Origin of the sequence: Paractinoplanes ovalisporus, assembly GCF_016834655.1 — a bacterium.
GTDB lineage: Bacteria > Actinomycetota > Actinomycetes > Mycobacteriales > Micromonosporaceae > Actinoplanes > Actinoplanes ovalisporus.
On sequence record NZ_JAENHP010000002.1, the window covers coordinates 811,231 to 835,597 of the forward strand.

The 24,367-nt window shown below is 69.1% G+C and carries 23 protein-coding genes; 8 read left to right on the plus strand and 15 right to left on the minus strand.

The window, feature by feature from the left end:
- The first annotated feature begins 2 nt into the window (after positions 1 to 2).
- Complete coding sequence (locus tag JIG36_RS09645; RefSeq protein ID WP_203375670.1) at positions 3 to 212, plus strand: hypothetical protein; 210 nt, start codon at positions 3 to 5, stop codon at positions 210 to 212.
- Positions 213 to 386: 174 nt separating this feature from the next.
- Here the strand turns inward: JIG36_RS09645 and JIG36_RS09650 are convergent, their stop codons facing one another.
- Positions 387 to 1,400, minus strand: coding sequence for a helix-turn-helix transcriptional regulator (locus JIG36_RS09650; RefSeq protein ID WP_268919550.1), 1,014 nt, complete (start codon positions 1,398 to 1,400; stop codon positions 387 to 389).
- Here JIG36_RS09650 and JIG36_RS09655 point away from each other — a divergent pair.
- Positions 1,399 to 2,328 (plus strand): alpha/beta fold hydrolase, encoded by a 930-nt coding sequence (locus JIG36_RS09655; protein ID WP_203375671.1) that lies wholly within the window; start codon positions 1,399 to 1,401, stop codon positions 2,326 to 2,328. The two genes, JIG36_RS09650 and JIG36_RS09655, sit on opposite strands and share 2 nt — an antisense overlap.
- Here JIG36_RS09655 and JIG36_RS09660 read toward each other — a convergent pair.
- The 3 genes from JIG36_RS09660 to JIG36_RS09670 form a co-directional block, all read right to left on the minus strand.
- Positions 2,312 to 3,619 (minus strand): MFS transporter, encoded by a 1,308-nt coding sequence (locus JIG36_RS09660; protein ID WP_203375672.1) that lies wholly within the window; start codon positions 3,617 to 3,619, stop codon positions 2,312 to 2,314. The two genes, JIG36_RS09655 and JIG36_RS09660, sit on opposite strands and share 17 nt — an antisense overlap.
- 8 nt (positions 3,620 to 3,627) lie before the next feature.
- Positions 3,628 to 4,572, minus strand: coding sequence for an SDR family oxidoreductase (locus tag JIG36_RS09665; RefSeq protein ID WP_203375673.1), 945 nt, complete (start codon positions 4,570 to 4,572; stop codon positions 3,628 to 3,630).
- Between the two features lie 104 nt (positions 4,573 to 4,676).
- Entirely contained in the window at positions 4,677 to 4,919 is a 243-nt protein-coding gene (locus tag JIG36_RS09670; protein WP_203375674.1) for a sigma factor-like helix-turn-helix DNA-binding protein, read from the minus strand.
- Positions 4,920 to 5,030: 111 nt separating this feature from the next.
- On the opposite strand from JIG36_RS09670, the gene JIG36_RS09675 reads away from it, so the two are divergent.
- The 3 genes from JIG36_RS09675 (at position 5,031) to JIG36_RS09685 (ending at position 7,172) form a co-directional block, all read left to right on the plus strand.
- Positions 5,031 to 5,522 carry a GNAT family N-acetyltransferase gene (locus JIG36_RS09675; protein ID WP_307872638.1) on the plus strand — a complete coding sequence of 164 codons (492 nt, stop codon included), beginning with the start codon at positions 5,031 to 5,033 and terminating at the stop codon, positions 5,520 to 5,522.
- Entirely contained in the window at positions 5,494 to 6,003 is a 510-nt protein-coding gene (locus JIG36_RS09680; protein WP_203375675.1) for a methyltransferase family protein, read from the plus strand. The genes JIG36_RS09675 and JIG36_RS09680 overlap by 29 nt, the downstream gene beginning before the upstream one ends.
- Before the next feature lie 341 nt (positions 6,004 to 6,344).
- Complete coding sequence (locus JIG36_RS09685; protein WP_236046204.1) at positions 6,345 to 7,172, plus strand: glycoside hydrolase family 16 protein; 828 nt, start codon at positions 6,345 to 6,347, stop codon at positions 7,170 to 7,172.
- A gap of 58 nt (positions 7,173 to 7,230) precedes the next feature.
- Here JIG36_RS09685 and JIG36_RS09690 read toward each other — a convergent pair whose 3' ends face one another.
- From JIG36_RS09690 to JIG36_RS09735, 10 genes are all read right to left on the minus strand, one after another.
- Positions 7,231 to 9,135, minus strand: coding sequence for a putative bifunctional diguanylate cyclase/phosphodiesterase (locus JIG36_RS09690; RefSeq protein WP_203375676.1), 1,905 nt, complete (start codon positions 9,133 to 9,135; stop codon positions 7,231 to 7,233).
- 108 nt (positions 9,136 to 9,243) lie between these two features.
- Positions 9,244 to 10,536: an Nramp family divalent metal transporter gene (locus JIG36_RS09695; protein WP_203375677.1), complete on the minus strand. Its 1,293-nt coding sequence runs from the start codon at positions 10,534 to 10,536 to the stop codon at positions 9,244 to 9,246.
- A gap of 16 nt (positions 10,537 to 10,552) precedes the next feature.
- Positions 10,553 to 12,247: a chaperonin GroEL gene (gene groL / locus JIG36_RS09700; protein ID WP_203375678.1), complete on the minus strand. Its 1,695-nt coding sequence runs from the start codon at positions 12,245 to 12,247 to the stop codon at positions 10,553 to 10,555.
- Between the two features lie 13 nt (positions 12,248 to 12,260).
- Entirely contained in the window at positions 12,261 to 12,947 is a 687-nt protein-coding gene (locus JIG36_RS09705; RefSeq protein ID WP_203375679.1) for an iron-sulfur cluster assembly protein, read from the minus strand.
- Positions 12,947 to 14,014, minus strand: a complete 1,068-nt coding sequence (locus JIG36_RS09710; protein ID WP_203375680.1) for an amidohydrolase family protein — start codon at positions 14,012 to 14,014, stop codon at positions 12,947 to 12,949. The genes JIG36_RS09705 and JIG36_RS09710 overlap by 1 nt, the downstream gene beginning before the upstream one ends.
- Before the next feature lie 3 nt (positions 14,015 to 14,017).
- A complete protein-coding gene (gene mimD / locus JIG36_RS09715) occupies positions 14,018 to 14,398 on the minus strand; it encodes a propane 2-monooxygenase effector subunit MimD (protein WP_203375681.1) in 381 nt (126 codons plus the stop codon).
- Positions 14,395 to 15,564: a ferritin family protein gene (locus JIG36_RS09720; RefSeq protein WP_203375682.1), complete on the minus strand. Its 1,170-nt coding sequence runs from the start codon at positions 15,562 to 15,564 to the stop codon at positions 14,395 to 14,397. Before JIG36_RS09720 ends, mimD begins: the two co-directional genes overlap by 4 nt.
- Positions 15,564 to 16,589 (minus strand): FAD-binding oxidoreductase, encoded by a 1,026-nt coding sequence (locus JIG36_RS09725; protein ID WP_307872639.1) that lies wholly within the window; start codon positions 16,587 to 16,589, stop codon positions 15,564 to 15,566. Before JIG36_RS09725 ends, JIG36_RS09720 begins: the two co-directional genes overlap by 1 nt.
- Before the next feature lie 30 nt (positions 16,590 to 16,619).
- Positions 16,620 to 18,272 carry a ferritin family protein gene (locus JIG36_RS09730; protein ID WP_236046205.1) on the minus strand — a complete coding sequence of 551 codons (1,653 nt, stop codon included), beginning with the start codon at positions 18,270 to 18,272 and terminating at the stop codon, positions 16,620 to 16,622.
- A gap of 68 nt (positions 18,273 to 18,340) precedes the next feature.
- A complete protein-coding gene (locus JIG36_RS09735; RefSeq protein WP_203375684.1) occupies positions 18,341 to 18,586 on the minus strand; it encodes a hypothetical protein in 246 nt (81 codons plus the stop codon).
- A gap of 115 nt (positions 18,587 to 18,701) precedes the next feature.
- On the opposite strand from JIG36_RS09735, the gene JIG36_RS09740 reads away from it, so the two are divergent.
- Positions 18,702 to 20,474, plus strand: a complete 1,773-nt coding sequence (locus JIG36_RS09740; protein WP_203375685.1) for a sigma-54-dependent Fis family transcriptional regulator — start codon at positions 18,702 to 18,704, stop codon at positions 20,472 to 20,474.
- A 127-nt stretch (positions 20,475 to 20,601) separates the two neighbouring features.
- Complete coding sequence (locus tag JIG36_RS09745) at positions 20,602 to 21,222, plus strand: hypothetical protein (protein WP_203375686.1); 621 nt, start codon at positions 20,602 to 20,604, stop codon at positions 21,220 to 21,222.
- A 5-nt stretch (positions 21,223 to 21,227) separates the two neighbouring features.
- On the opposite strand, the gene JIG36_RS51745 is transcribed toward JIG36_RS09745, so the two are convergent.
- Positions 21,228 to 21,788: a hypothetical protein gene (locus tag JIG36_RS51745; protein WP_236046206.1), complete on the minus strand. Its 561-nt coding sequence runs from the start codon at positions 21,786 to 21,788 to the stop codon at positions 21,228 to 21,230.
- Here JIG36_RS51745 and JIG36_RS09750 point away from each other — a divergent pair.
- The gene (locus tag JIG36_RS09750; RefSeq protein WP_236046207.1) at positions 21,765 to 24,362 is read left to right on the plus strand and encodes a helicase HerA domain-containing protein; all 2,598 of its coding nucleotides are present in this window, start codon (positions 21,765 to 21,767) and stop codon (positions 24,360 to 24,362) included. The two genes, JIG36_RS51745 and JIG36_RS09750, sit on opposite strands and share 24 nt — an antisense overlap.
- Positions 24,363 to 24,367 lie beyond the last annotated feature (5 nt).

A 24,367-nucleotide genomic window follows, 5' to 3' on the forward strand; every position in this document is an offset into this window, starting at 1 on the left:
ACATGGAGTTCGCCGGGCTGGTGACCTGGTTCGGGGTGCTCGGCATGGTCGTGGCCGGGCTGGCCCTGATCGCGGTCAAGGTTGTGCGCGTGGACGACGTTCCGGCGTACGTGGTGGGCCGGATCCGGTGGTGGACCGCGCACAACCTGGCCTTCATGCTGACCAGCCTGGCCGTCGCCGTGGCCGGGCTGCTGGTCCTCGCCGTCGCCTAGGGCCTGTCCTGCCGATCACGAGGGGCTGCGACGTGGCCCAGGCGGCGCCTGACGGCGTCCGCGAAGCGCCCACATACAACACCGGTATGCGGCCGCTTCGCGGCCGACGCCAGCCACCACCTGGACCTCGTCTCACTCCCGCGTGATCGGCAGGACAGGCCCTAGCCGGTCCGGTCAGCCGTAGCGCTGGACGAGCGCCCGCCCGATCGCGGCCAGATGATCCCGTACGCCCGGAGGGCCGGTCACCTCGATCCACTCGCCCAGCCCGGCCAGTTCGCCCGCGAGCGTGTATTCGTCGTAGCCACGGATCACGACCTCGATGCGGCCGTCACCCGTGGCACCGCCCACCTCGAGCCGGTCGCCGAACGCCATCCGGAGCAGGGCCGTCCCGTGGGACACGCACACCGCCCGGGCCTCCAGGGGCGTCCGCCTGCGGTCGACCTCGCCGGCGATCTCGCGCCAGCTCGCGGCCAGGTCGAAGTCTTCGGGCCGGTGCACGGGATCGCCGGTCGGCCGGACGGACGTCACGCGGTCGACCCGGAAGGTCCGGCGGCCGGCCTCGGTGTCGCCGACCAGGTACCACGACGGGCCCTTGGCGACGATGCCCAGCGGGTGGACGGTCCGCTCGGTCACGGCCCCCGTGCTGTCGGCGTAGCCCAGCCGCACCTGGACCCCACGGATCACCGCGTCCTGCAGGTCGTCGAGGAAACGCGGCGGCGGGTGCACGACGCGGCTCGACCCCCACCGCTGCGGGTCCCGGATCAGGGACGCGGCCGCCGCCTCGGCCTGCACCCGGAACGGCTCCGGCAGGGCCCGGACGAGCTTGCGGAGGGCCGCTTTCAGGGCCGGGGCCGCCGCCGAGGCCGGGCCGGCGGCCAGGAACAGGGCGCGGGCCTCGCCCTCGGTCAGCCCGGACAGGTCGGTGCGGGCGCCGCCGACCAGGCGCCAGCCACCGCCCCGGCCCTGTAGGGAATAGATGGGCACCCCGGCCGTGGACAGGGCGTCGAGGTCGCGCCGGGCGGTGCGCTCGGAGATCTCCAGCTCGCGGGCGACCTCGGCCGCGGTCAGCTGTTCGCGCTGTTGCAGCAGCAGGAGGATGGCCATCAGGCGGTCGGCTCGCACACCGCAGATCTTTCCCCGGAAACCGGTCAGAGGATGACCGGTTTCGCCCCGCAGGATGGCGTCCATGACCTCACCGACGGATTTTCCCGAGCCCACCCTTGTCGCCGTCAACGGCGTGGAACTTGAAGTCTTCGAAGCCGGCCGCGGGAACGCCGGACGGCCCATCGTGCTCTGCCACGGCTGGCCCGAGCTCGCCTATTCCTGGCGCTACCAGATGCCGGCCCTGGCCGCCGCCGGCTACCACGTCATCGCGCCCAACCAGCGCGGCTACGGCAACTCGTCACGTCCGGCCGAGGTGACCGACTACGACATCGAGCACCTGACCGGTGACCTCGTCGCCCTCCTCGACCACTACGGATACGCCGACGCCACCTTTGTCGGCCACGACTGGGGAGCCATGGTCGTCTGGGGCCTGGCCCTGTTGCGTCCGGACCGCGTCACCAAGGTGATCAACCTGAGCGTGCCCTACCAGGAGCGCGGCGAGAAGCCCTGGATCGAGTTCCTGGAGGAGCTGCTGGGCGGCGACTCCTATTTCGTCCACTTCAACCGGCAGCCGGGCGTCGCCGACGCCGTGTTCGACGAGAACGCCGCCCGGTTCCTCCGCAACCTGTACCGCAGGAACGTGCCCCCGACCGAGCCCGAGCCGGGCATGGCGTTCATCAACCTGGCCCGGGCCGGGACGCCGCTCGGCGAGCCCGTGATGAGCGACAGCGAACTGGCCGTCTACGTCTCGGCTTTCGCGTCGAGCGGGTTCACCGGCGGCATCAACTGGTATCGGAACCTCGACCGCAACTGGCGCCGGCTGGCCGACGTGGACCCGATCATCCGCCGGCCCGCCCTCATGATCTACGGCGACCGTGATCTGGTCGCGAGGTCCGAACGGCTGACCCATTTTGTGCCCGACGTGGAGGTGATGAGCCTGGACTGCGGTCACTGGATCCAGCAGGAGCTGCCGGAGGAGACCAACCAGGCCATCCTCAAGTGGCTGTCGTAGCCCGGCTCCGGGTCAGGTCGTTCAGGACCTCGGAGGCGGCCAGCTCGTCGCGGGCGGCCAGCTGATCGAACCCGCGGACGGGCGGATAGGCGTACGGGCCGAGGGTGGCGATGAGGACAGCGCCGATGACCAGCGCTCCCATCAGCACCGGCATGACCGGATCGTACGAGCCCAGGTTGTCGTAGGCCAGGCCGAGCAGCAGCGGGCCGGCCGCGGTGCCCAGCAGGAACGCCGCCTGCACCGGGCCCAGGATCCGGCCGAAGTGGCGGGTGCCCAGATAGCGGGTGATGAGCACCGCGAGCAGGTCGCCCTCGATGCCGAACGCGACGCCGATGAAGGCGACCGCGACGGCCGCGCTGCTGAACGGCGGGTGCAGGAAGAACATGCCGGCGATGGGCGCCAGCATCACGACCGGTCCGACGATCGGGCCGTGCACCCGGTCGATGATGAAGCCGCCCGCGACCCGGCCCACCAGCGAGGCCAGGCCGAACACGACGAGGAGCGTGCCGGCCTGGCCGTCGCTGAGCCCACGGTCGGTCATCATCGGCACCAGGTGCACCTGCAGGCCGACCACGACGACACCGACCAGGCCGAGCCCGAGCGCTATCCCCCAGAACTGCCTCGTCCGTACGGCTTCGGTGAACGTGCGGCCGGGCAGTTCGAGGCTGACGTCGCGGCCGTGCTCCCGGGTCTGCTGAACGAGCCGGCCGCGCACGTGGCGTTCGGCTCGGGCCCGCACGAACAGCGTGACCATCGTGATCGACACGAGGGCGGCGATCACGGCCATTCCCCCGTACGCGGAACGCCAGCCGACGCTGGAGATGAGCGCGTCGGCCAGCACCGGCGCCAGAGCCACGCCCAGGCTGATGATGCCGGTCACGATGCCGATGGCGAGGGCACGGTTGTTGTCGAACCAGCTCACCACCGCGCGGGTGGCCGGCACGACCGTTCCGGCCCCGAAGAAGCCGACGAAGAAGCAGGGGATGAGGTAGATCGCGGCGACCGACGGCACCAGGCCGATCATCGCCATGGACGCCGCGAACAGCGCGAACGACGGCACGAGCAGATAGCGGGCGGCGAAGCGGTCAACGAGCTGGGCCACGATGACCAGGCCGATCGCCATCCCGACGGCACCGACCGAATAGGCGGCGGTGACCGTGGTGCGGCTGAACCCGGTCTCCTCGGCGATCGGCAGCACGAACAGGCCGATGGTGGCCAGATACATCTGGGGGCCGACGGCGTTGGCGGTGCCGGCGCCGACGACCACCCACCAGGGGCTGCTGGTACGCACGAGACTCCTCAGGCCGTGACGAACGCGGTCTTGGTGAGCCGTTCCGAGATCTCCCAGGCCCGGGCGGCGTCGTCGGCGCTGCGCAGCGGCGGATAGAGGCGCTGCTCGGCCGGCGCCCCGCCGAGGTTTCCGGGGCCGCTGGGACCGTAGAGGGCACCGGCCTTGGCGCCGGGGTCGGTCGCGGCCATCAGCGCCGGCAGCCCGGCCGTCTCGACCGTGCCGAGCAGGATGCCCCGCGACGACAGCGCCTGGATCAGCCGGTATTGGGGGACGTTGCCGCCCCGGCCGATCTCGGGCCGGGCCGCCAGCAGGCTGGTCGGCGCCACCCCCGGGTGCGACAGGTTGCTGGTGATGCCCCACCCGTGGGCCCGGCTGCGCCGCTCCAGCTCCAGCCCGAACAACCCGAACGCGATCTTCGACTGGCTGTAGGCGCGCATGCCGTTGTACGACCGCTCCCAGTTCGGGTCGTCCCAGTTGATCTTTCCGCTGCGCGCGGCGACGCTGATCTGCGAGGTCACCCGGGCCCGGCCCGCGCTCAGCAGCGGCAGCAGCTGGGCGACCAGCGCGAAGTGCCCCAGGTGGTTGGTGCCGAACTGCAGCTCGAACCCGTCGGCCGTGCTCTGCCGGTTCGGCGGCCGCATCACCCCGGCGTTGTTGATCAGAAGGTGGATCGGGCGGCCTTCGTCGCGCAGGGTGCCGCCGAGCGCCGCGACCGACCGCAGCGACGACAGGTCGAGCGTGCGCAGCGAGACGGTGGCGTGCGGGTGGCTGCGCCGGATCCCGGAGATCGCGGCCTCGCCCTTGGCCGGGTTGCGCACCGGCATGATCACCTCAGCCCCGGCCGCGGCCAGCCGGGTGGCGATGCGCAGCCCCATGCCGTCACTGGCGCCGGTGACGACGGCCCGCTTGCCGGTGAGGTCGGGAATCGTGATGTCGATCTGTCTACGTGGCATGCCATCGATGGTCAGCGGCCCCCGCGCACCTATCCAGGGCCTGCCGATCACAGGCTCGCCGGGCCGTGGCCCCCTCTCGCCCGATTACCGCGGGTGATGGCGGTTCATCGGCGCGCAGAAGCTGCACTGAGCCGCGCCGCGGTGCGTTCCCGGCCGCCGGTGGTGATCATGTCGGACAGGTTGCACATCGCGTTGTAGAGCCGGGTCCGGGCCACCTCCGGCGCCAGACCGAGCTGCTGAGCCGCTTCGCGCGTCGTGCGGCGGCGGAAGAACGTCGCGACGAGGATCTCCCGCTGCTGGGGCGGGAGGTCGCGCAGCATCTGCTCCACGGGCTGTCGGGTCGGCATGCATGGCACTCTGGTCGCCGCAGGCCGGTCACTTCCAGTGAGCAGTTGCGGCGTAGTCGTCCGGTCACACCCCCGCGCCCGCCGCCCCTCGCTCGACGGTTGGATGGACCGGTGACCCTGACGACCTTCACGCTCCGTCCGGCCACCACCGGTGACGTCGAGGCCATAGCCGAGTTGCGGGCTGCCGTGCTGCGGGCCGATCTGGAACGGCTGGGACGTTTCGACGAGCATCGCGTGCGGCAGCGGCTGCGGGACGCGTACGAGCCGGAACACACCTGGATCCTCGAGGTGGACGCGGTTTTCGCCGGTTGCGTCGCGCTGCGGCCCGCCGCCGACGCGACCTGGCTGGAACACTTCTATCTGGCCCCGCACCTGCAGGGCCGTGGCATCGGCGCCGCGGTGCTGCGGCGGCTGCTGGCCCGATGCGACCGCGACGGCGTCGTGGTCCGCCTCAACGTCCTGCGGGGCAGCCCCGCGAGGCGCCTGTACGAGCGGCACGGTTTCACGCTGGAGAGCGAGGACCCGGTCGACGTCTTCCTGGTGCGCGAGCCCGTACGGCAGCACAATGGACCACGTGCGCAGGAGTGCCGCCGCGACCGGTAGCGCGGTTTTCTTCGCTCTCGCCCCGGGCACCGTCGCCGGCTTGCTGCCCTGGGCCCTGACCGGTTGGCGCCCCGGTGCTCCCTTCGGCCACTGGCTGCCGGCCCGCCTGCTGGGCTTGCTGATCCTCGTCGCGGGGGCGGCCTTCCTGGTGCACGCGTTCGCCCGCTTCGTCATCGAGGGTTTCGGCACCCCGTCCCCGACCGCGCCGCCCAGCCACCTGGTCGTGGGCGGCATCTACCGTTACGTCCGCAACCCCATGTACATCGCGGTCGTCACCACGATCCTGGGCCAGTCCCTGCTGCTGTGGCGCCCGGTCCTGATCCCGTACGCCGTCGCGGTCGCGGCCGCCATGGTCACGTTCGTCCAGGCCTACGAGCAGCCCGTGCTGACCGAGAAGTTCGGCGCTGAATACACGACGTACCGCCGGGCCGTCCCCGGTTGGTGGCCCCGCCTGACCCCCTGGCACCCCGACGACGCCTAGCCCCGCAAGCGCCAGACGGGTGTCGGGTGGCGTCACCTTGTGTAGCTGATTGCGACACCGCCGGCGGATGGTGTCCGGTTCGCGGTGGTGGGGCGGCCCGGGGGAGCGGGGCGGTAAGGGCCACCGTCTTTGTCCAAAAGGGCACGTAAAAACGGGCCCGTGCCCCCGTCGGCCGGCGCTGTCACCTCCTCATAACGGCAGCCAGAAGCGGGGACGTACCACAGTCTCTCCGGTTGCGCCCTCGGCCGCCGTCACCAACAGTGAAGACTTGCGGTGCACGAACGACGGAGGTCTATGTTGGTTTTTGCTTAGGTTTGTCCCTCTCCCCCGGAGGATTCCCCATGCGTAAGTCACGGTTTCTGATCTCGGCCACCGCCCTCGTGGTGACCCTGGGCGCCGGCCTCGCGGTCGGCTCCCGCAGTGACACGGCCGAGGCGGCCGTCGTCTGGAACGAGGACTTCAACGGCCCGGCCGGCAGCGGCGTCGACACGTCGAAGTGGAGCTACGACGTCGGCGGCCACGGCTGGGGGAACCAGGAGCTCCAGTACTACACCGAAGGCACCGGCAACGTCGCCATGGATGGGCAGGGAAACCTGGTCATCACGGCCCGCAAGGGCAGCGGCGGGCACAACGACTGCTGGAACGGCGCCTGCCAGTTCACGTCGGGGCGCATTCAGACCTCGGGCAAGTTCACCCAGAAATATGGCCGGGTCGAGGCGCGGATCAAGGTGCCCGACGGTTCCGGTCTCTGGCCCGCGTTCTGGATGCTGGGCGGCAGCAACTGGCCGACCGACGGCGAGATCGACATCATGGAGGTCGTCGGCCGCGAGCCCAACCAGCTGTTCGGCACGCTGCACGGCCCGGGCTACTCGGGCGGCGAGTCCTACGGCAACCAGATCGTCTCGGGCACGCCGTGGCACCAGGACTTCCACACGTACGCGGTGGACTGGTCACCCAATCTGATCGTCTGGACCGTGGACGGTCAGGAGTTCTTCCGTGCCACCCCGGATTCGCTGCGCGCGGCCAAGGGCAACGTCGACTGGGTGTTCGAGCACGAGTTCTTCGTCATCCTCAACATGGCTGTCGGCGGGAACTTCGGCCAGGGCAACCCGGCCGGCCTGCCCGACGAGAGCAAGATGCTGATCGACTACGTGCACGTGAGCGCCTGAAGCATCGACTACGTGCACGTGAGCGCCACTACGTGTACGTCAGCGCCTGAAGCATCGACTACGTGTACGTCAGCGCCTGAACCGACGACTCCAGGCGCGCGGTGAGGGCGTCGGCGGGCAGCGGCTTGGCGAAGTGGTACCCCTGAGCCGTGTCGCAGCCGATCTCCCGCAGCGCCGCCACCGCGGCCTCGTCCTCGACGCCCTCGGCGACCACGGTCAGGCCCAGCTGGTGGCCCAGCTCGACGGTCGAGGCGACCAGGGCCCGGCTGCTGGTGTTCTCGGCCATGTCCATGACGAAGGAACGGTCGATCTTCAGTTCGGCGATCGGCAGGACCTTCAGGTACGTCATCGACGAGTAGCCGGTGCCGTAGTCGTCGATCGACGCCTTCACGCCGAGGGTCCGCAGGCGCTTCAGGGCCTCGATCGCGGTGTCCGGGTCGCTCATCAGGGCGTACTCGGTCACCTCGATCGAGAGCAGCTCGCCCGGCACGCCGGTCTCCTCCAGCAGGGCCGAGACCCGCTGCGGGAAGTCGGGGTCGAGCAGGCTGCGGGTCGACACGTTGACGGCGACCGGCACGCGGTGACCGGCGTCGAGCCAGGCCCGGGTCTGGCTCAGCGCGATCGTCAGCACCTGCTCGGTGAAGCGGTGCATGAGGTTGGTGACCTCGAGGACCGGGATGAAGTCGGCCGGTGAGATCGGGCCGCGGACCGGGTGCGTCCAGCGGGCGAGGGCTTCCACGCCGACCAGCGCGCCGGTGTCGACGGCGACCTTCGGCTGGTAGTTGAGGGTGAGCTGGCCGGGGTCGTCGAGGGCGCGGCGCAGGTCGCCGAGCAGGGACAGCCGGGCCGCGACGTCCTGCTTCTGCTCCTCCTGGAAGCGGTGGAAGCCGGCGTGGTGCTGCTTGGCCTCGTGCATGGCGGTGTCGGCGTGCCGCAGCATCGCGGCCACGTCCTCGCCGTCGCGCGCGGTGTGGGCGCCGATGCTCACCTCGAGGTCGACCGTGACCTCGTCGAGCACGAACGAGCTGTCGAACGCCTCGGTGAGCCGGGCCGCGATGGTCTCGCCGATCCGCGGGTCGTCGTCGTTGAGGAGCACCGCGAACTCGTCGCCGCCGAGCCGGGCCACCGCGTCGTCGCCTGCACGGACCAGGGACGCCAACCGGCGGCCGGCCTCGACCAGCAGCAGGTCGCCGATGCGGTTGCCGAGCTGCTCGTTGACGTCGCGGAAGCCGTCCACGTTGATGACCAGCACGGTGGGGCGGCCGCCCTCCAGGGCCTGGGCCACGCGGGTGGTGAAGGCGGTGCGGTTGAGAAGGCCGGTCAGCGGGTCGGTGGCGGCCATCGCCTCGACCTGGCGGCGCAGCGCGCGGGTCGACAGGCCGAGGCCGGCCAGCACCATGACACCGAACAGGAAGACGACGATGACGGCGACGACCGAGTTGCGGGAGTCGCGCAGGGAGTCGGCCTCCCGTTGCCCGTACTCGGCCAGGTGTGCGGTCTGCTCCTCCAGCAGGTGCTTCATCATGGCGGTGTACTCGGGTTCGAGCACCCCCTCGATGGTCACCTTGGCCGCGCCCATGTCGCCGCGGTTGATCTGGTCCAGGAAGCCGACGACCACCATGTGCAGGTTGCGGTGCTGTTCGGCCAGCCCGGCCGCGTGCGCCTCGTGCTCCTCGTCGATGGCGGCCATCCGGTCCATCGCGTCACCGGTGTGCTGGTTGGCTTCGAGCAGCTCCTGGCTCTCCTCGCCCCGGGGTTCCAGCATGGCGCCCTGCAGCAGGGCCATTTCGGTGGTCAGCGCGAACGCCGCCTGCTGGTAGGCGTCGGTGTCGCTGCCGGCGGCGGCCACGTCGCGGACCCGCTTGGCCTGCTGCCAGTTCGCCACCACGCAGTAGACGGCGAGGCTCGCCAGGAGCAGGGCCAGCACCAGCGAGACGGCGCGGGGCGCACGCAGGAAACGCACCGGGGGCCTCCCGTCCGTCATCGCGGCGGGCCGGACGACCCGCTAGATCGAGTTTCGGACGTCCAGGGTTGCGCATGACGGGAGTCTCGGTTGCGAAACGGGTGCAGGTCAGGCCAGGAACGTTTCGTACAGGAGAAACGCGTTCAAACCGATGATCATGGCCGCCGCCAGGCCGGCCGCCGCCGTGGTCAGGGGCCGGTTGACGAACACGCCCATGATGTCGCGGCGACGGGTCAGCAGCACCAGCGGCACCAGCGCGAACGGGATGCCGAAGGAGAGCACCACCTGCGAGATGACCAGGCTGTCGGTCGGTGGCAGCCCCAGCGCCAGCACGATCAGCGCGGGCGCCATCGTCACCGCGCGCCGCAGGAAGAGCGGGATGCGCCGGCGGATGAAACCCTGCATGACGACCTGGCCCGCGTACGTCCCCACGCTCGACGACGACAGTCCCGACGCCAGCAGCGCGACCGCGAAGGCCAGGGCCGCCCCGCCGCCGACCAGCCGCCCGAGCCCGTCGTGGGCCGACTGGATCGCGTCCGCGTCCGAGAAGCCGGTGCCGTGGAACAGCGACGCCGCGATCACCAGCATGGAGAGGTTGATCAGCCCGGCCGCCCCCAGCCCGATCATCACGTCGAGCCGCTGGAACCTCAGGAGTTCCCTCTTCTCCCCGTCGTCCCGGCAGGCCACCCGCGACTTGGTCAGCGCCGAGTGCAGATAGACGACGTGGGGCATCACCGTGGCGCCGATGATGCCGCAGACCAGCAGCAGGCTCTCACTGCCGGCGAGCCGCGGGATCAGCCCCGAGGCCACCCCGCCCGGATCGGCGCCGACGACCAGCAGGTCGTACAGGAAACCGAGGAACACGATGCCGAGCAGGCCCGCGATGGCGAGCTCGAAGCGCCGGTAGCCCCGCTGTTCGAGGGCGAGGATGCCGAACGCGACGACCGCGGTGATCAGCCCGGCCGGGAACAGGGGCACGTGGAACAGCAGGTAGAGGCCGACCGCGGCGCCCAGGAACTCGGCCAGGTCGGTGGCCATCGCGATGATCTCGGCCTGGACCCAGAGGCCCCGGGACACCGTACGGGGGAAGTGTTCGCGGCACAGCTCGGGCAGGTCACGTCCGGTGGCCACGCCGGCCTTGGCCGACAGATACTGCACGAGCATCGCGGTCAGGTTGGCGACGACGATGACCCAGGCCAGGGTGTATCCGAACTTGGCGCCGGCGGTGAAGTTGGTCGCGAAGTTGCCGGGGTCGATGTACGCGACGGCGGCGACAAAAGCCGGACCAAGAAGAGCAACAGTTCCCCGTACGCGTCCTCGTGCCCGCAATTGCCGCAAAACGGACGAGGACGGGTCGGTGACGGCGGGGGCGACGACGGGGCGTACCTCGTCGTCGCCCATCACAGGGCCCATATGACTAGCCGACCGAGGGCCCGAGGCCGAGCGACTGCGGTGTGCTGGAATCCGGTGACGGCTGCCGCAGCCCCTCGTCCAGCTCGCCGAACTCGGTCATCAGGGCCGGGCTGCCACCCCACGGCGTCTGCTCCTCGGCCACCAGCGTGTTCGTGGTGAGCAGCAGGCCGGCCACCGAGGCGCCGTTCTGCAGGGCGGAGCGCGCCACCCGCAGCGGGTCCACGATGCCCATCTCGATCATGTTGCCGAACCGGCCCTGCAGCGCGTCGAAACCCTCGTCCGGGCCGAGCTGGGAGACCCGGGCGACGACCTCCTGGCCGCCGAAGCCTGCGTTGGCGGCGATCAGGAAGGCCGGTTCGGGCAGCGCCCGCCGCACGATCTCGACCCCGGTGATGTAGTCCTCGTCCTTGATCTCCAGGCCGTCGAGCGCGTCCGCGGCGTGCAGCAGGGCCGCGCCGCCCCCGGCCAGGATCCCCTCGGCCATCGCGGCCCGGGTCGCCGACAGCGCGTCCTCGACCCGGTGCTGCAGCTCCTTGAGCTCGGCCGGTGTCGGCGCCCCGACGTGGATCACCGCGACCTTGCCGGTCAGGGCGCCGATCCGTTCGGTGAGAACGTCCTCGTCGGCGCCGAAGGTGGCCCGTTCGAGCTCGGCCCGCAGCTGGGTGACGCGGAACTCGATGTCGTCGGGTGATCCGCCGCCGCCCACGATCGCGGTGTTCTCGGAATCGACCCGCACCTGGTCGGCCCGGCCCAGCTGGTCGATGGTCATCGTCTCGAGCGTGAAGCCGGAGTGGCGGCTGTAGACGGCCCCGCCGGTGACCGCGGCGATGTCCTCCAGCTTGTGCAGCCGGCGGTCACCGAACCCGGGGGCGCGCACGGCGACACACTGGAAGACGCCGTTGACGTGGTTGTGGGTGAGCATCGACAGCGCGGTGCCCTCGACGTTCTCGGCGATGATGACCAGCGGGCGCGGCGCCCTCATGATCTTGTCGAGCAGCGGCATGAGCTGCTGCACTTTGGTGATTTTCTCACTGCAGAGCAGGATGTACGGGTCGTCCAGCACCGCCTGGAGCCGGCCCGGGTCGGTGACCATGTAGGGCGACAGGTAGCCGTTGTCGAACTCGAAACCCTCGACGAAGTCGACGCTCATCCCGTGCCGCTGCGACTCCTCGACGGTCACGATGCCGCCGTCGCCGACCGTGTGCAGCGCCTTCGCGATCACGCCACCGACCACGTCGTCGTCGTTGGCCGAGATCGCCGCGACCCGCGCCAGCTCCTGTTCGGTGCTCACCCGGCGCGCGGCCGCCTCCAGGCGTTCGGTCAGCCGCTCCACGGCCAGATCAACACCGCGTTTCACCAGTACGGGGTTGGCCCCGCGCCCGATCGCCGACATGCCCTCGCGCACGATCGCCTGGGCGATCACGGTGGCGGTGGTGGTGCCGTCGCCGACGATGTCGTTGGTCTTGATCGCGGCTTCCTTGACCAGCTGGGCGCCCATGTTCTCGAACTGGTCCTTGAGGTGGATCTCGCGGGCGATGGTGACGCCGTCGTTGGTGACGACCGGCGAGCCGGTGATCTTCTCGATGATGACGTTGCGGCCCTTGGGCCCGAGCGTCGACTTGACCGCCTCGGCCAGCTTGTCGACGCCGCTCTGCAGCAGAGTCCGCGCATCACTGCCGTATCGGAGTTCCTTGGCCATGTCGGTGGTCTCCTTAAAGGGCAGATTCGCCCTGGCCGTCGGTGTCATAGCGATGCCGCAACATGCCGCGGCAGATACCGGTGTTCGCGTCGAGCGACGTGCGGGTGAGACGGGCCTTCCGCAGATGCAGCGGGACGTCATCGGTGCCGACCGGACCACCGGTCGCCGGGTCGATCAGCAGGGGAGCGTCGTCGGCGTACGACAGGCCGAGGTCGCGCCGCCGCCGCTTGAGCCGCTGCAGAGCGGGGGAGTCCGGGATGTCGCCCAGGGTCATGGTGGCGAGGGGGAACCCGGCGAGCGGCCGGCACACCGCGTCGGTGCCGGCGAGCACGGCCTTGCGCAGGAAGTCGGCGCGCAGCGAGTCCAGCTCGTCGACGGCCTCGCCCTCGAACGACCCGACGAACCCGGCCCGGGCCGCCACCCCCTCGTTGATGGCGTCCGATGCGAAGTGATCATCGAGAACGATGTGGGGTTCGAGCCCGATCGCGGCCACCTGGTCGTAAGCGTCCGCGACCATCAGGTAGGCGAAATTCGGGGCACAGAAATAGGTCGGGAGCCGCAGATGCACCTCAGCGACCCCGTCGTCGGACACGGACGCGGACGCGACGAAGCCCAGCGCCGTGATCGGCTCATCGAGTTCGGGGTCGCGCACCTCGGCCAGAGCGGCCAAGATGCGCGTCCCCACCGTTGACGCGGTCATCAGAGCGAGGCCGCCGGTGACCCGGAACTGACGCCGACCGCGTCGTCCCGGGCCGCCGGTGCCCCCTCGCCCGCGTCGAGCTGGAACTCCTTCGGAACCTCGATGCCGTAGAGCTTGGCGGCGTTGAGGCCGAGGATCTTCTTCTTGGTCGCGGTCGTCACCCGCGGGTAGTCGGAGAACTCGTCACTGGGGTAGTCCCAGTCGACGAAGCCTTCGATCTGCCACTTCGGCTCCCAGATGCCGTAGTCGCTGCCGAAGGTCATCTTGTCCTCGCCGACCCAGAACAGCAGCTCGCCCATGACCTTGGCGAAGAACTTCGGACGGGCGTGCATCAGGCCGCCGATGACCACGGACAGGCCCGCGTACACGTTGGGTTCCTGCGTCGCCATGAAGCAGAAGTCCTCGATGCGGGGCAGACCGACGTGCTCGACGATGAAGTTGAGCTCGGGGAAGTCGGTCGCGGCGTGGTCCACGTCGGAGACGTCGAACGCGTCCTTGTCCAGCGGCCAGATCGTCGGGCCCTTGTGCACGTGGATGTTCCTGATGCCGAGCTCCTGGCACTTCTCCAGGTAGCGGTAGGCGCCGGGGTCCTTCAGCGTCCAGCCCCGCGAGCCGTTGTTCCACTCGGCCGTGTAGAGCTTCACGCCGATGCTGCCGAACCGGTCGACGTTCTCGGCCAGGCGCTTGAGCCCGTCGTCGCCGTCGCGGGGGTCCCAGCGGGTGTTGGCGATGAACTTGCCCGGGTGCTTGGCGCCCAGCGCGGCGTTGCGCTCGGTCGTGTTGAACCCTTCCCGGTACCACTCGGTCAGGTACGTCGGCTGGAAGACCGCGACGTCGACGTAGCCGTTGTCGAAGACGTCCTTCATCAGGTCGTCCTCGGTGTAGGACATGAACTTCTCGATCGGCCAGTGCGTCTCGGGCGGCCCGAGGCCCTGGTAGGCGTGGAAGCACTCGATCCAGCCCTTGGCGTACTGCTCGGCGCCCTTGACCCAGTTGTCCGGGCCGGCGCTCCAGTAGTGCATGTGGCTGTCGACGACGAAGTACTTCTCGCCATCCTTCTCGTACATGCGTTACCTCGATTCAGCTTTGAGGTCGAAGCCGATGTACTCCGCGGCGTCCTCGGGGTTGGCGAACATGATCGTGCGGTCGTCCTCGTGGATCATGCGGCCGTAGTGGGTCGACATGCTCTCCTCGAACTGGGCCGAGTCGAAGAAGCCCGGCTCCTCGCCCAGCGCCTCGGACACCTCGTCGTAGACGACGTCCATCCGGTTGGTCGCGTCGACCCGGATCATCGAGGGCAGGGGCGTCACCCGTACGCCGGGCTTGCCCTTCATCACGTCCGCCACCACCACGCCGACCTGGCTGTTCATCAGCGTGAAGCCGCACATGTTGGAGGCGGTGTTGTCCGCTTTGAAGGGGCTCTCGGCCGTCTTGAACTTCTGCTGTGTCATCGCTCGAGCTCCTTGGGGGTGTCCAGGCTGAGCTCCTCGACGATGCCGGCGAAGCGGCTCTTCACCCGGTCCAGCGCGTCCTCGAAGCGGATCGGCTTGGCGTCGGGCTGCGACCACAGCGGCTGCATGGCGCGGGCCGCGGCGACGGCCTGCCCGGTCCAGTCGGCCAGCCAGGTGTTCATGATCCGGCTGTTGTGCTCGGCGAACTCCCGGTCGTTGGAGAGCAGCTCGAAGATCGCCTTCGTGTAGCGCAGATCGCGCTCGCTGAAGTCGAACTCCTCGGCGCCGACCACGGTCGGGGTGACGAAGTCGCCGTTGCGCGGCGCCACCTGCATGACCAGCTGGCTGCGGAACAGCTCGCCCACGAGCGGCTGGAAGACCACGTTGGCCGCGAAGACCGCCTCGGCCCAGTCGTCGGTCGCGGTCAGGCGCTCCGCGATCTCCCGTACGCCCTGCCAGGCCGGATCCGAGTTCCACGTCTCCAGGTGGGCGCTGCCGTCGAAGCCCTCCACCTCCTCGCTCAGGGTGAGCTGATAGAGCGCGAGGTCCTGGGCCGCGCGGATCAGGTGCATGCTGTTCACGGCGATGGCCGTGTTGTGCATGTTGGTCGGGCCGCGCCGGTTGGCGTTCGCGAACAGATACAGGCCCAGGCCGTGATCGACGTGCATCCACGCGCCCACGTTCTGCTGCACGAACCGCACCCAGTTCGGGTTCCACTGGCCGAACGACTTGGCCTGTTTGGCCGCGTCCACGTTGGCCTGCAACTGCCGGACCACGTTGGCGTTGTAGCGGTAGAGGGAAAGTTCCCACTCCTCGTTCGGGTCACGGAACTCGTGCCAGCCGTGCGCCGGCCACTCGTAGCCCTGGCCGCCGGTTCCGGGCCCGCGCTCGGGTTCCGGCCGGTCGCTGCCCCACGCCTTGAGCACGGTCCAGTCGAGCGGGTAGCCGCCCTTGCCGTCGGAGAACCCGTACAGCCAGCCCTGCGCGAGGTAGTGCCGCGGGTCCGGTTGCACCTCGACGGTGACGTCCTCGTAGTGGGTCTGCTTGCGCTTCTGCGGGGTGAAGTAGTTGAACCGGCGCGCCTTGGAGTCCGGGAACTCCTTGGCGCCGGCCTCGGCGTCGGTGAAGACGGGCTTGGGAACGCTGCGTTCCGTCGCGGTCGTCATCAGTCCTCCCCACCTGTCGTGGTGAACTTGTCGTAATAGATGTGTTTCTCGGGCGTCCCCAGCTGCGCCAGCAGCGGCATGGCCGCCTCGACCATCGGCGGCGGTCCGCACAGATACGCGTGCGCGCCCTTCAGATCGACCTCGTAACGTTTGAGCACGTCGGTGATGAAGCCGACCTCGCCGGCCCAGTCCCCGCCCTCCGCCGGTTCGGAGAGCGCCGGCACGAACTGGAAGTCCGGCAGCTTCTCGCGCAGGGCCTCGATCTCGGCGACGAAACAGAGATCCTTCGCCGTACGGGCTCCGTAGTAGAAGACGGCCTTGCGCTCGATGCCACGCTCCGCCATGGACCGCAGCAGCGACAGGATCGGCGCCAGCCCCGCCCCGCCACCGACGAAGATCAGGTCCTTGTCGGGGGCGTCGCGCAACGTGAACACGCCGAACGGGCCGGTCAGGTCGAGCCGGTCACCGACTCCGAGCGTGGTGTCGAGGAACGACGAGAACAACCCGTCCGGATAGACCTTGATGACGAACTCGAGCCGTCCGTCCTCCTTGCTCGACGTGTTCGCCATCGAGAACGAGCGCGTCTCGTCCGTACCGGGAACCTTGATGTCCATGTACTGCCCCGGGAAGAACATGATCTCGGCCGGCTCGATCAGCCGCAGGACGAGGTGCCGGAGGTCGTGCGTGACGTGGTCGATCGACACCACCTCCGCCACCGCTTCCTGGATGGGCAGCCCCGAGCGGATCATCTCCTCGTCGAAGTTGAGCAGCTCGATCGTCACGTCCTCGTACACGTGGGCCCGGCACAGGAGCGTGAACCCCTCCTCCTTCTCGTAGTCGGGCAACGCGAACGTGGAGTAGCGGTCGAGTTCGATGTCGTCACCGTCGAGGACGAACGACTTGCAGGCGGCGCACTGGCCTTCCTTGCACCCGTGCATGAGCATCAGCCCCTGCTCGGACGCGGACCGCAGCACGGTCTGCTCCTCGTCGACCTCGATCTCGATCCCGACGGGCTCGAACCTCACCCGGTGCTTGTCGCCCATGTCCGCGTTTTCTCACTCACCGCGGTACGGGCGCCCGGCCGGGCCGCCGCGGATGTAGTCGGCGTGGAACTTGGCCCGTTCCTCGTCGGTCATCTGGTTGAGCAGCACGTTCGGGCTCTGCAGGTTGGGCATGCGGCGCAGGTGGTCCAGCGTCCACAGCTTCTTCGGGTCGTCCAGGTTGAGGTGCGGCTGCGCCACCATGGTCTTGCCGTCGTCGCGCACGAAGCCCATGTCCTGCACCACGTCGGCCCAGTTCCAGCCGTGATAGAGCGTCTCCCACTCGCGGGCGCCGATCAGCTGACCCATGTTGGGGGTGTTGCGGCCCTGGAAGGTCGGCCGGAACGCCTCGACGTCGGTCCAGCGGCAGGCCTCGTGGCAGTAGGTGCGCCACTGGCCGTCGACCTCGGCCATCACCATGTCCTCACGCACCAGGCACGGCACCATGCAGGTCCAGCAGCGGTGCGGGTACTGGTAGTCGACGTCCTCGGCGACGATCGGGTGATGCCCGTTCGGCGTGGACAGGCGGTTGTACTGCTCCCACCACTTGCCATAGCGGTCGTACCAGCCCGGGTACTTGTACTCGAACCACTCGAAGTCCTTGTCGGTCATCGGGTCGATCCGCCAGTAGTTGGCCAGCCAGCCGGTCGCGAAGAACTGCGCCACCTCGTGCACGTAGCCCTTGTGCCAGATCTGGTTCCACGCCTCCTCGATCAGGTCGTGCGGGATGACCAGGCCGTACTTCTCCAACGGCACCAGGTACGAGCGGTAGTAGTCGTCGTAGATCCAGCGGCGCCACATCTCGGCGTACGACTCCCGGTCCTTGCGCCGGTCCTTCGTGCCGTACTCGATGAACGTGCCGATGGCGGCGTCGACCACGCGGTGGTTGTTCCACCAGGCGTAGCGCAGGTCGCGCTCGAGCAGCTGGTGGTTGCCCTCGTCGGCCAGCGCCATGAGCAGCGTCGCGTAGCCGTTGGAGATGTGCCGCGACTCGTCCGACTGCACCGAGTGGAACACCGTCGGCAGCAGGTAGTCGCCGTTCGCGGCGGCCTCGGCCGGCATCGCGACGAACAGGGTGTTGGTGAACGCCGTCTCGGCCACGATGGTCAGATAGATGCTCGCTGCGGTGATCGCGTCACCGGTGATGAAACCCTCGGCGAACTGCCGGCCGATCGTGCCGCAGTAGTCGTTCTGGAAGTTGCGCAGGCTCGAGTTGAAGCCCGCCGGGTCGATGTAGTTGTTCATGTACAGGCGCTTGAGGTTCTGCTGGATCGTCGAGTGGCGGACCTCGTCGATCATCTGGATCGCCTGGCCGTTGTGCAGTTCCGGGTTGGGCACGTTGCGGAACAGCAGCGGCATGGCCCGGGCGGCCGAGATCTCCGGCAGCGGGATGATCGAGAGGAACAGCTTCTGCCACTCCAGCCAGCGCTCCTGCACCTGGCGGAACATGTTGCCGCGGATCGCGCCGTCCGACGCGCCGTACACCCGGTGGTCCTTCTCCTCCTGCATCGGGAAGTACGACCGCAGCACCTGCTTGAGCGGGTCCTTCTTCTGCGCCTTGCGGAACGTGTAGTCCGTTCCGTACTGCGAGACCGGCTGGTGGTACATCGGTTCCCAGGCCAGCTCCTGGATCTTCTGATGAGCCTTGGCCACACTCTGGCGACTCATGAGTGCTCCCTATCCTTGGCTGCGTCTTACTTGGCGCATCAGACCCCATGCCGTACGTGCAGGAGGTCTCACATTGAGTCATCCGTGTCGGGGAACATGGCTGCCCGAATTTCCGCCAGGCGGCTTTTCACGTTTTCCCGCACCTGACGATCACCCTCGGCCGCCGGCTCGATGCCCAGGGCGCGCAGCAGCTCGGCCGCGGGCGCACCCGGATCGGCCCCGCCCAGCACCGGATGCAGGCCCTGAGCAGCCAAGTGGTGGAAAACCAGGTTGACCACGGTCCACGGGTTGAACGTCTCGGACGCCGGCTCCATCGCCCGAGTCCACCCCGGACGGGTGACGCTGCGGGTCTCAACATGAGACGGGGGTCACGGGGTCGCGGCCTATGGTGAAACAGGCCCGTAACAACCCCTGCCGACAGGGGACCCCATGCCGTTCGGTGAGAACGATCCATTAGCGAAGACGCGAGAACAGTTCCTCACGGCCGAAGAGGTCGACCCCAACCAGGTGCGCGACGCGATCCTGGCCTCGTGGTGGCGTTCCCGCCACTGGAACGTGGCCGCCGACCGGGTCGACCTGACGTATCTGCGCGACCCCGACCTGGACACCCCGCTCACCCGCAGCGCGCTGCCGGTGCTGCAGCATCTGCGCGAGCACCTCGACGGCCAGCCGATCAGCATCATCCTCACCGACCCGACCGGGCTCGTGCTGACCCGTCTCGACGCCGGCCGCGACCTCGACGCCCACCTCGACCGGGTGAACCTGGCGCCGGGATTCAGCTACGCCGAGGAGTTCGTGGGCACCAACGGCATCGGCACCGCGCTCGAGGGCGGCCGGCCGATGCACGTGTTCGGCCACGAGCACTACGCCGAACACCTCGAGGACCTGGCCTGCGCCGGCGTGCCGATCCACCACCCGATCTCGGGCAAGACGGTGGGCGCGGTCGACCTCACCTGCTGGCGGCGGGACGCCGACCCGCTGCTGCTCGCGCTGGCCAAGACCACGGCGGGGCAGATCCAGCAGGCGTTGCTGGCCGACAGCGGCATCCGCGAACTCGAGCTGCTGCAGGAATACTTGCGGACCTGCCGCCGTACGGCGGGAATCGTCTTCGCTCTGAACAACGACGTCGTGATGATGAACGACAACGCGCGCCACGTGCTCGACCCGGCCGAACAGTCCATGTTGCTGGCCCAGGCGGCCGAGACGCTGGCCGGCCGCAACCCGACGGCGTCGCTCACGGTGGAGTTGCCGAGCGGGGTCAAGGCACGGATGTTCTGTCGTCCGGTGCGCGGCGAGGGCGGGCTCACCGGCGGCGTGGTGCACGTCAAACTCGCCGAGCAACGGACCGGCGTACGGCTGGAGTCCGCCCCCGCGCCCCGCATGTTCCTGCCCGGCCTGGTCGGCTCCGGCGGTCTCTGGCTGCGCGGCTGTCACCAGGTCAAATCCGCCTACGCGGCCGGGGAGTGGCTGGCCCTCGAAGGCGAGGCCGGGGTCGGCAAACTGGCCGTGGTCCGCGCCATCCACCAGCACGACAACCCCGCCGCCCACTTCGCCGTGGTCGACGCCGCCAGTCCCGGCCGGGGCTGGCTGATCGACGTCCGCCGCGAACTCGCGGCGGCCGGCGGTGCCCTGGTCATCCAGCACGCCGACCGCGCCGGCGACCACCTCGGAACCCTGTGCCGCCTGATCGAGACGGCCCGGGCCACCGAGGCCGCGCCGTGGGTCGCGGTGACGCTGAGCCAGCGCCACGACGGCAGCGACCTGGCCGACCTGCTGCGCTTCTTCCCCAGCACGGTCGAACTGCCGCCGCTGCGCTACCACCTGGAGGACGTGCCGACGCTGGTCCCGTTCTTCCTGGCCAGGCTGGTCCCCGACGGCCGGCTGACCTGCTCACCCGAGGCGTTGCAGATGCTGAGCCGGTCGTCGTGGCCGGGCAACATCGAGCAGCTGTGGCAGGTGGTCCGCAACATCGTCCAGCACCGCCGAAGCGGCTCCATCCAGCCCCGCGACCTGCCCCCCGAGTGCCGAACCGTCTCGCGCCGCTTGCTGAGCCCGTTGGAGGCCATGGAACGCGACGCGATAGTCCGGAGCCTCCTCGACTGGGACGGCAACAAGGTCAAGGCAGCGGCGGCCCTCGGCATGTCCCGAGCCACGATCTACCGCAAAATCCACGAGTACGGCATCGTCGCCCCCGCCAAATAGTCCGGCGGTTATCAGACAGCGAACCCGAATGCCAGATCTTTTCGGGGGCTCGCGCGATTACGGCGATGCGGCAATGATGCTTTTGCGGCACGCCGGCCCGCGCCCCCGACTCGGAAGATCCTTATTCATGTCTGTCCTGAGCACGCCTGCCCGGCAGGCGTTGATCGCCTTGATGCTGCACGTCACCGAGGCGTCCAATCCTGATCTTCGCAGGCTCTATCACTTCACGGTCGAGAAGTCCGCCCGTGATCAATTGGCAGGCGAGAAACTGATCACCTTCCGGAAAGGGCTGCGGGGCGCGATCTTCCACGAGCTGACCGACGAGGGCTGGGCCCGCGGCCGGGAGGAGCTGACGCTGGCGCCGCCGGACGGCGTCGGCGCGGCCTGGCACCTGCTCTACGGGACCCTCCGGCACCTCGACCGCTTAATGATCAAAAACAGATATCAGCTGTCGGATGTGTTCGTCGTCGAGGATGCCGGTCCGCAGTCGGTCGAGATGCGGATCCGGCAGGCCTACGACGTGCTTGCTCCCGAGCCCGGAGCCTTGGTGAGCCTGGTCCGGCTTCGCGATGAGCTTGCTGACATCCCTCGTGAGAAGCTCGATCAGGCCTTGGTCGAGCTGGATCGGCTTCGTGTTGTCCAGCTCGAGGCGGACCCGAACCGAAGCGCCCTGGCTGACGACGCGAGGCGCGCCGCCATCCCCCACGGCGGGGAGGACATGCATCTGATCATGATCGGTCCCTCGTGATCGAATCAGCAGAGCGACGTGCGCTCGACGAGCTGCGCCGGCTCGACTGGGCGCCGACCCAGGACGATGTCTGGTCCCGGCTCGACTTTCACATCGACGGCCTGAACGGCGATGTCGGCGCCGCGGTCGTCCGGGCCTACGAAACGGCCGTCACCAGTAAGGGCCGCAGTCCGGTCGGACTGGTTGTGCACGGGCGGCACGGGATTGGAAAGACCCATCTGATCCGGTGGGCCCGCGAACAAGTCCAGCTCCGTGGGGGCTATTTCTTCCTGATGGGGATCGCGGACGGCAAGAGCTTCTGGCCGAATGTTGTCTCCGCTTTGCTGCGCGGTCTGCACCGGACCGGATCTTATCGGCACCCCCAGCTTGCTGTACTGCTGGAACGGCTCTCGGAGATCGCCGGAATTCCCAATCAACTCCGGTTGCGAGTGCGGGGCGCCATCCCATTGACACCCGAAGCACTTGATCAATTTGTTGCCGCATTCCGGCGGGCCGAACCAGAGGTCGCCCGTGAATGCCGGCACACTCTCCGGGCTCTGGTCATGCTGGCCGCGGAGGAGGAGCACGCCAACGACCTGGCCGAGAACTGGCTGGTGTCGGCGCAGGAGGAGACCGCAGTCGGCCTCGAACGTTGGGGCGTGCCGAACACGGTCAAACCTCCGCAGCAGGTGGCCACCGAGATCTCCCGGCTGATCGCCTGCACCGGGGCGTCACTGTTCGCCGTGGATCAGATTGACCCGGTGTTCGCGCAGGCACGCACGTCCGTAGTCGGTGGCGGATCCGGTTCGTCGGTTTACGAACCGGTCGCGCTGGCGGCCGACCTCGGCGGCGGTCTGATGCAGATGCGCGAGGTGCTGAGCCGGACGGTGACGGTTGTGGCCTGCCTGTGGACCTCCTGGACGCTGATCGAACGGAACTCTGTCGCATCGGTGAGCGGACGATTTCGCACGGAGGCACACCTGTCCCGGATCCCCTCCGCCGCGATCGCCGCCGAGCTGGTGGCCGCGCGCTTCGAGCCGTTCTTGGAGATGGCCGACTTCAAGCCGCCCCTCCCGACCTGGCCGGTGGCCCCGGAGGCGTTCCGCCACGCGATGGACTTCACACCGCGCGGCCTGCTGCAACGGGTGGACCGGCACATCCAGGCGTGTCTGGCCGCAGACGAAGTGACGCTGCTCGACGACCTCGCTCAGGAGGAGCTGGACCCGAAGCCGATTGATCCCACGCCACCGCCGCCGGATCGCCTGACCGTGCTCGACGAGCGGCTGGCCCGTCTCCGCGCGGAGGCGGTGATCGATGCGGCGCTGGCGCCGGCCACCGAGGACCGGGAGATGTCCCGGCTACTGGTGGCGGGCCTCCAGGCCTGGACCATCGAGCAGGGCGAGCGCCGGGGCCGGTACAGCGTGAAACCCGGCGGCGAGGCGAGTCCGTCGATGCATGCGTGGCTGGTGGAGACGCTGGACGAGGAAACCGAGGACGAGGCCCACTGGTCGTTCCGGGCTCTGGCCCACACCAACGCCCTCGCCGTGCAGGCCCGGCTCCGGCGGCTCCTCGATTTCGTCAACCTCGACCCCGCGATCACCAAGCGCCGTGCCGTGCTGCTGCGTAACGGGAACTGGCCGAACGGCAAGGTCAGCCAGCGCATGAAACAGGACTATCTCGACCGCGGCGGGGTGCTGACCGGGGTGTCGGACGACGATCTGCGGACCTTCGCCGCCCTCGCAAAGCTGCTCGACGAGCGTGACCCGGCCCTGCCGGACTGGTTGCTCGCGCGGCGACCGGCCGGGAACACCGCCCTGTTCGCCCAGGTGTTCGGGCCACCGCCGAGCGGCGGATCGACCGCGACACCCGAGCCCGAAGAACCGAGCGGGCCGCCCGAGGCGACCGAACCCACAGCCGGTCCGGACGATCAGGTCGGTCCGAGCCTGGAGCTCGGGACCATGACGGAGACCGGTGAGCCCGTACGGGCGCCTCTCGAATCGCTGCGGAAGCATGCGGTGATCTTCGCCGGATCCGGGTCGGGCAAGACCGTGCTGATCAAGCGGCTGATCGAGCAGTGCGCGCTCAACGGCGTCTCCGCGATCGTGCTGGACCCGAACAACGACCTGGCCCGGCTCGGCGACGAATGGCCCGAGGCGCCGAAGACGTGGCGGCCGGGCGACGCCGGACGGGCCGCCACCTATCTGGCCGGCACCGACGTCGTCGTGTGGACACCTCGACGCATGTCCGGGCGGCCGGTCAGCTTCCAGCCTCTGCCCGACTTCTCGACCGTGCTGGACGAGCCGGACGAGTTCGGTCTGGCCCTGGACTCGGCCGTCGCCGCGCTGGCGCCCCGGGCCCGGATGGCCGGGAACACCGCCAAGGCTGACCGCGGCCGGGCGATCCTCCGGCAGGCCCTGGACTATTTCGCGCGCACCCGCAACGGGGATCTGTCGCGCTTCGTCGACATGCTCAGCGATCTGCCGGAAGGGGCCGCCTCGCTCGGCCGGGCCCGGGAGCTGGCCGCCGACATGGCCGAGACGCTGCGGGCCGCGATGGTCAACGACCCGATGTTCGGCGGGTCCGGGGAGACCTTGGACCCGGCCGTCCTGCTGACGCCGGCGCCGGGCAAGCGGGCCCGGATCTCGGTCATCAGCCTCATCGGCCTGTCCAACGACGAGCAGCGGCAGAGCTTCGTCAACCAGCTGCAGATGGCGCTGTTCGCCTGGATCAAACTGAATCCGGCCGGCGACCGGCCGCTGGGCGGGCTGTTCGTGATGGACGAGGCACAGACCTTCGTTCCCTCCGGACCCATGACCGCCTGCACCGAGAGCACCCTCGCGCTGGCCAGCCAGGCCCGGAAATACGGGCTGGGCCTGGTCTTCGCGACCCAGGCGCCCAAGGGCATCCACAACCGCATCATCGGCAATGCCGCGACCCAGTTCTACGGCTTCCTGAACAGCCCGGTCCAGATCGCCGCGGCGCGCGAGGTCGCGGCGGCCAAGGGCAGCGCGGTCCTGGACATCTCGCGCCTGGAGGCGGGCCAGTTCTACACCGTCGGCGAAGGAACCCCCTTCCGGAGGGTGTCCGTCCCGATGAGCTTGTCGTACCACCCGAAGAGCGCGCTGAGCGCCGAGGAGGTCCTGGCTCGGGCCCGGGCTTGAGGAGC

Bases quoted from the DNA above. Each gene is read 5' to 3' on its own strand.
- JIG36_RS09645 (WP_203375670.1), top strand. From the start codon at position 3: ATGGAGTTCGCCGGGCTGGTGACCTGGTTCGGGGTGCTCGGCATGGTC.
- JIG36_RS09655 (WP_203375671.1), top strand. From the start codon at position 1,399: ATGACCTCACCGACGGATTTTCCCGAGCCCACCCTTGTCGCCGTCAAC.
- JIG36_RS09650 (WP_268919550.1), bottom strand. From the start codon at position 1,400: ATGGACGCCATCCTGCGGGGCGAAACCGGTCATCCTCTGACCGGTTTC.
- JIG36_RS09665 (WP_203375673.1), bottom strand. From the start codon at position 4,572: ATGCCACGTAGACAGATCGACATCACGATTCCCGACCTCACCGGCAAG.
- JIG36_RS09670 (WP_203375674.1), bottom strand. From the start codon at position 4,919: ATGCCGACCCGACAGCCCGTGGAGCAGATGCTGCGCGACCTCCCGCCC.
- JIG36_RS09685 (WP_236046204.1), top strand. From the start codon at position 6,345: ATGCGTAAGTCACGGTTTCTGATCTCGGCCACCGCCCTCGTGGTGACC.
- JIG36_RS09695 (WP_203375677.1), bottom strand. From the start codon at position 10,536: ATGGGCGACGACGAGGTACGCCCCGTCGTCGCCCCCGCCGTCACCGAC.
- groL (WP_203375678.1), bottom strand. From the start codon at position 12,247: ATGGCCAAGGAACTCCGATACGGCAGTGATGCGCGGACTCTGCTGCAG.
- JIG36_RS09705 (WP_203375679.1), bottom strand. From the start codon at position 12,947: ATGACCGCGTCAACGGTGGGGACGCGCATCTTGGCCGCTCTGGCCGAG.
- JIG36_RS09710 (WP_203375680.1), bottom strand. From the start codon at position 14,014: ATGTACGAGAAGGATGGCGAGAAGTACTTCGTCGTCGACAGCCACATG.
- mimD (WP_203375681.1), bottom strand. From the start codon at position 14,398: ATGACACAGCAGAAGTTCAAGACGGCCGAGAGCCCCTTCAAAGCGGAC.
- JIG36_RS09720 (WP_203375682.1), bottom strand. From the start codon at position 15,564: ATGACGACCGCGACGGAACGCAGCGTTCCCAAGCCCGTCTTCACCGAC.
- JIG36_RS09730 (WP_236046205.1), bottom strand. From the start codon at position 18,272: ATGAGTCGCCAGAGTGTGGCCAAGGCTCATCAGAAGATCCAGGAGCTG.
- JIG36_RS09735 (WP_203375684.1), bottom strand. From the start codon at position 18,586: ATGGAGCCGGCGTCCGAGACGTTCAACCCGTGGACCGTGGTCAACCTG.
- JIG36_RS09740 (WP_203375685.1), top strand. From the start codon at position 18,702: ATGCCGTTCGGTGAGAACGATCCATTAGCGAAGACGCGAGAACAGTTC.
- JIG36_RS09745 (WP_203375686.1), top strand. From the start codon at position 20,602: ATGTCTGTCCTGAGCACGCCTGCCCGGCAGGCGTTGATCGCCTTGATG.
- JIG36_RS09750 (WP_236046207.1), top strand. From the start codon at position 21,765: ATGCTGGCCGCGGAGGAGGAGCACGCCAACGACCTGGCCGAGAACTGG.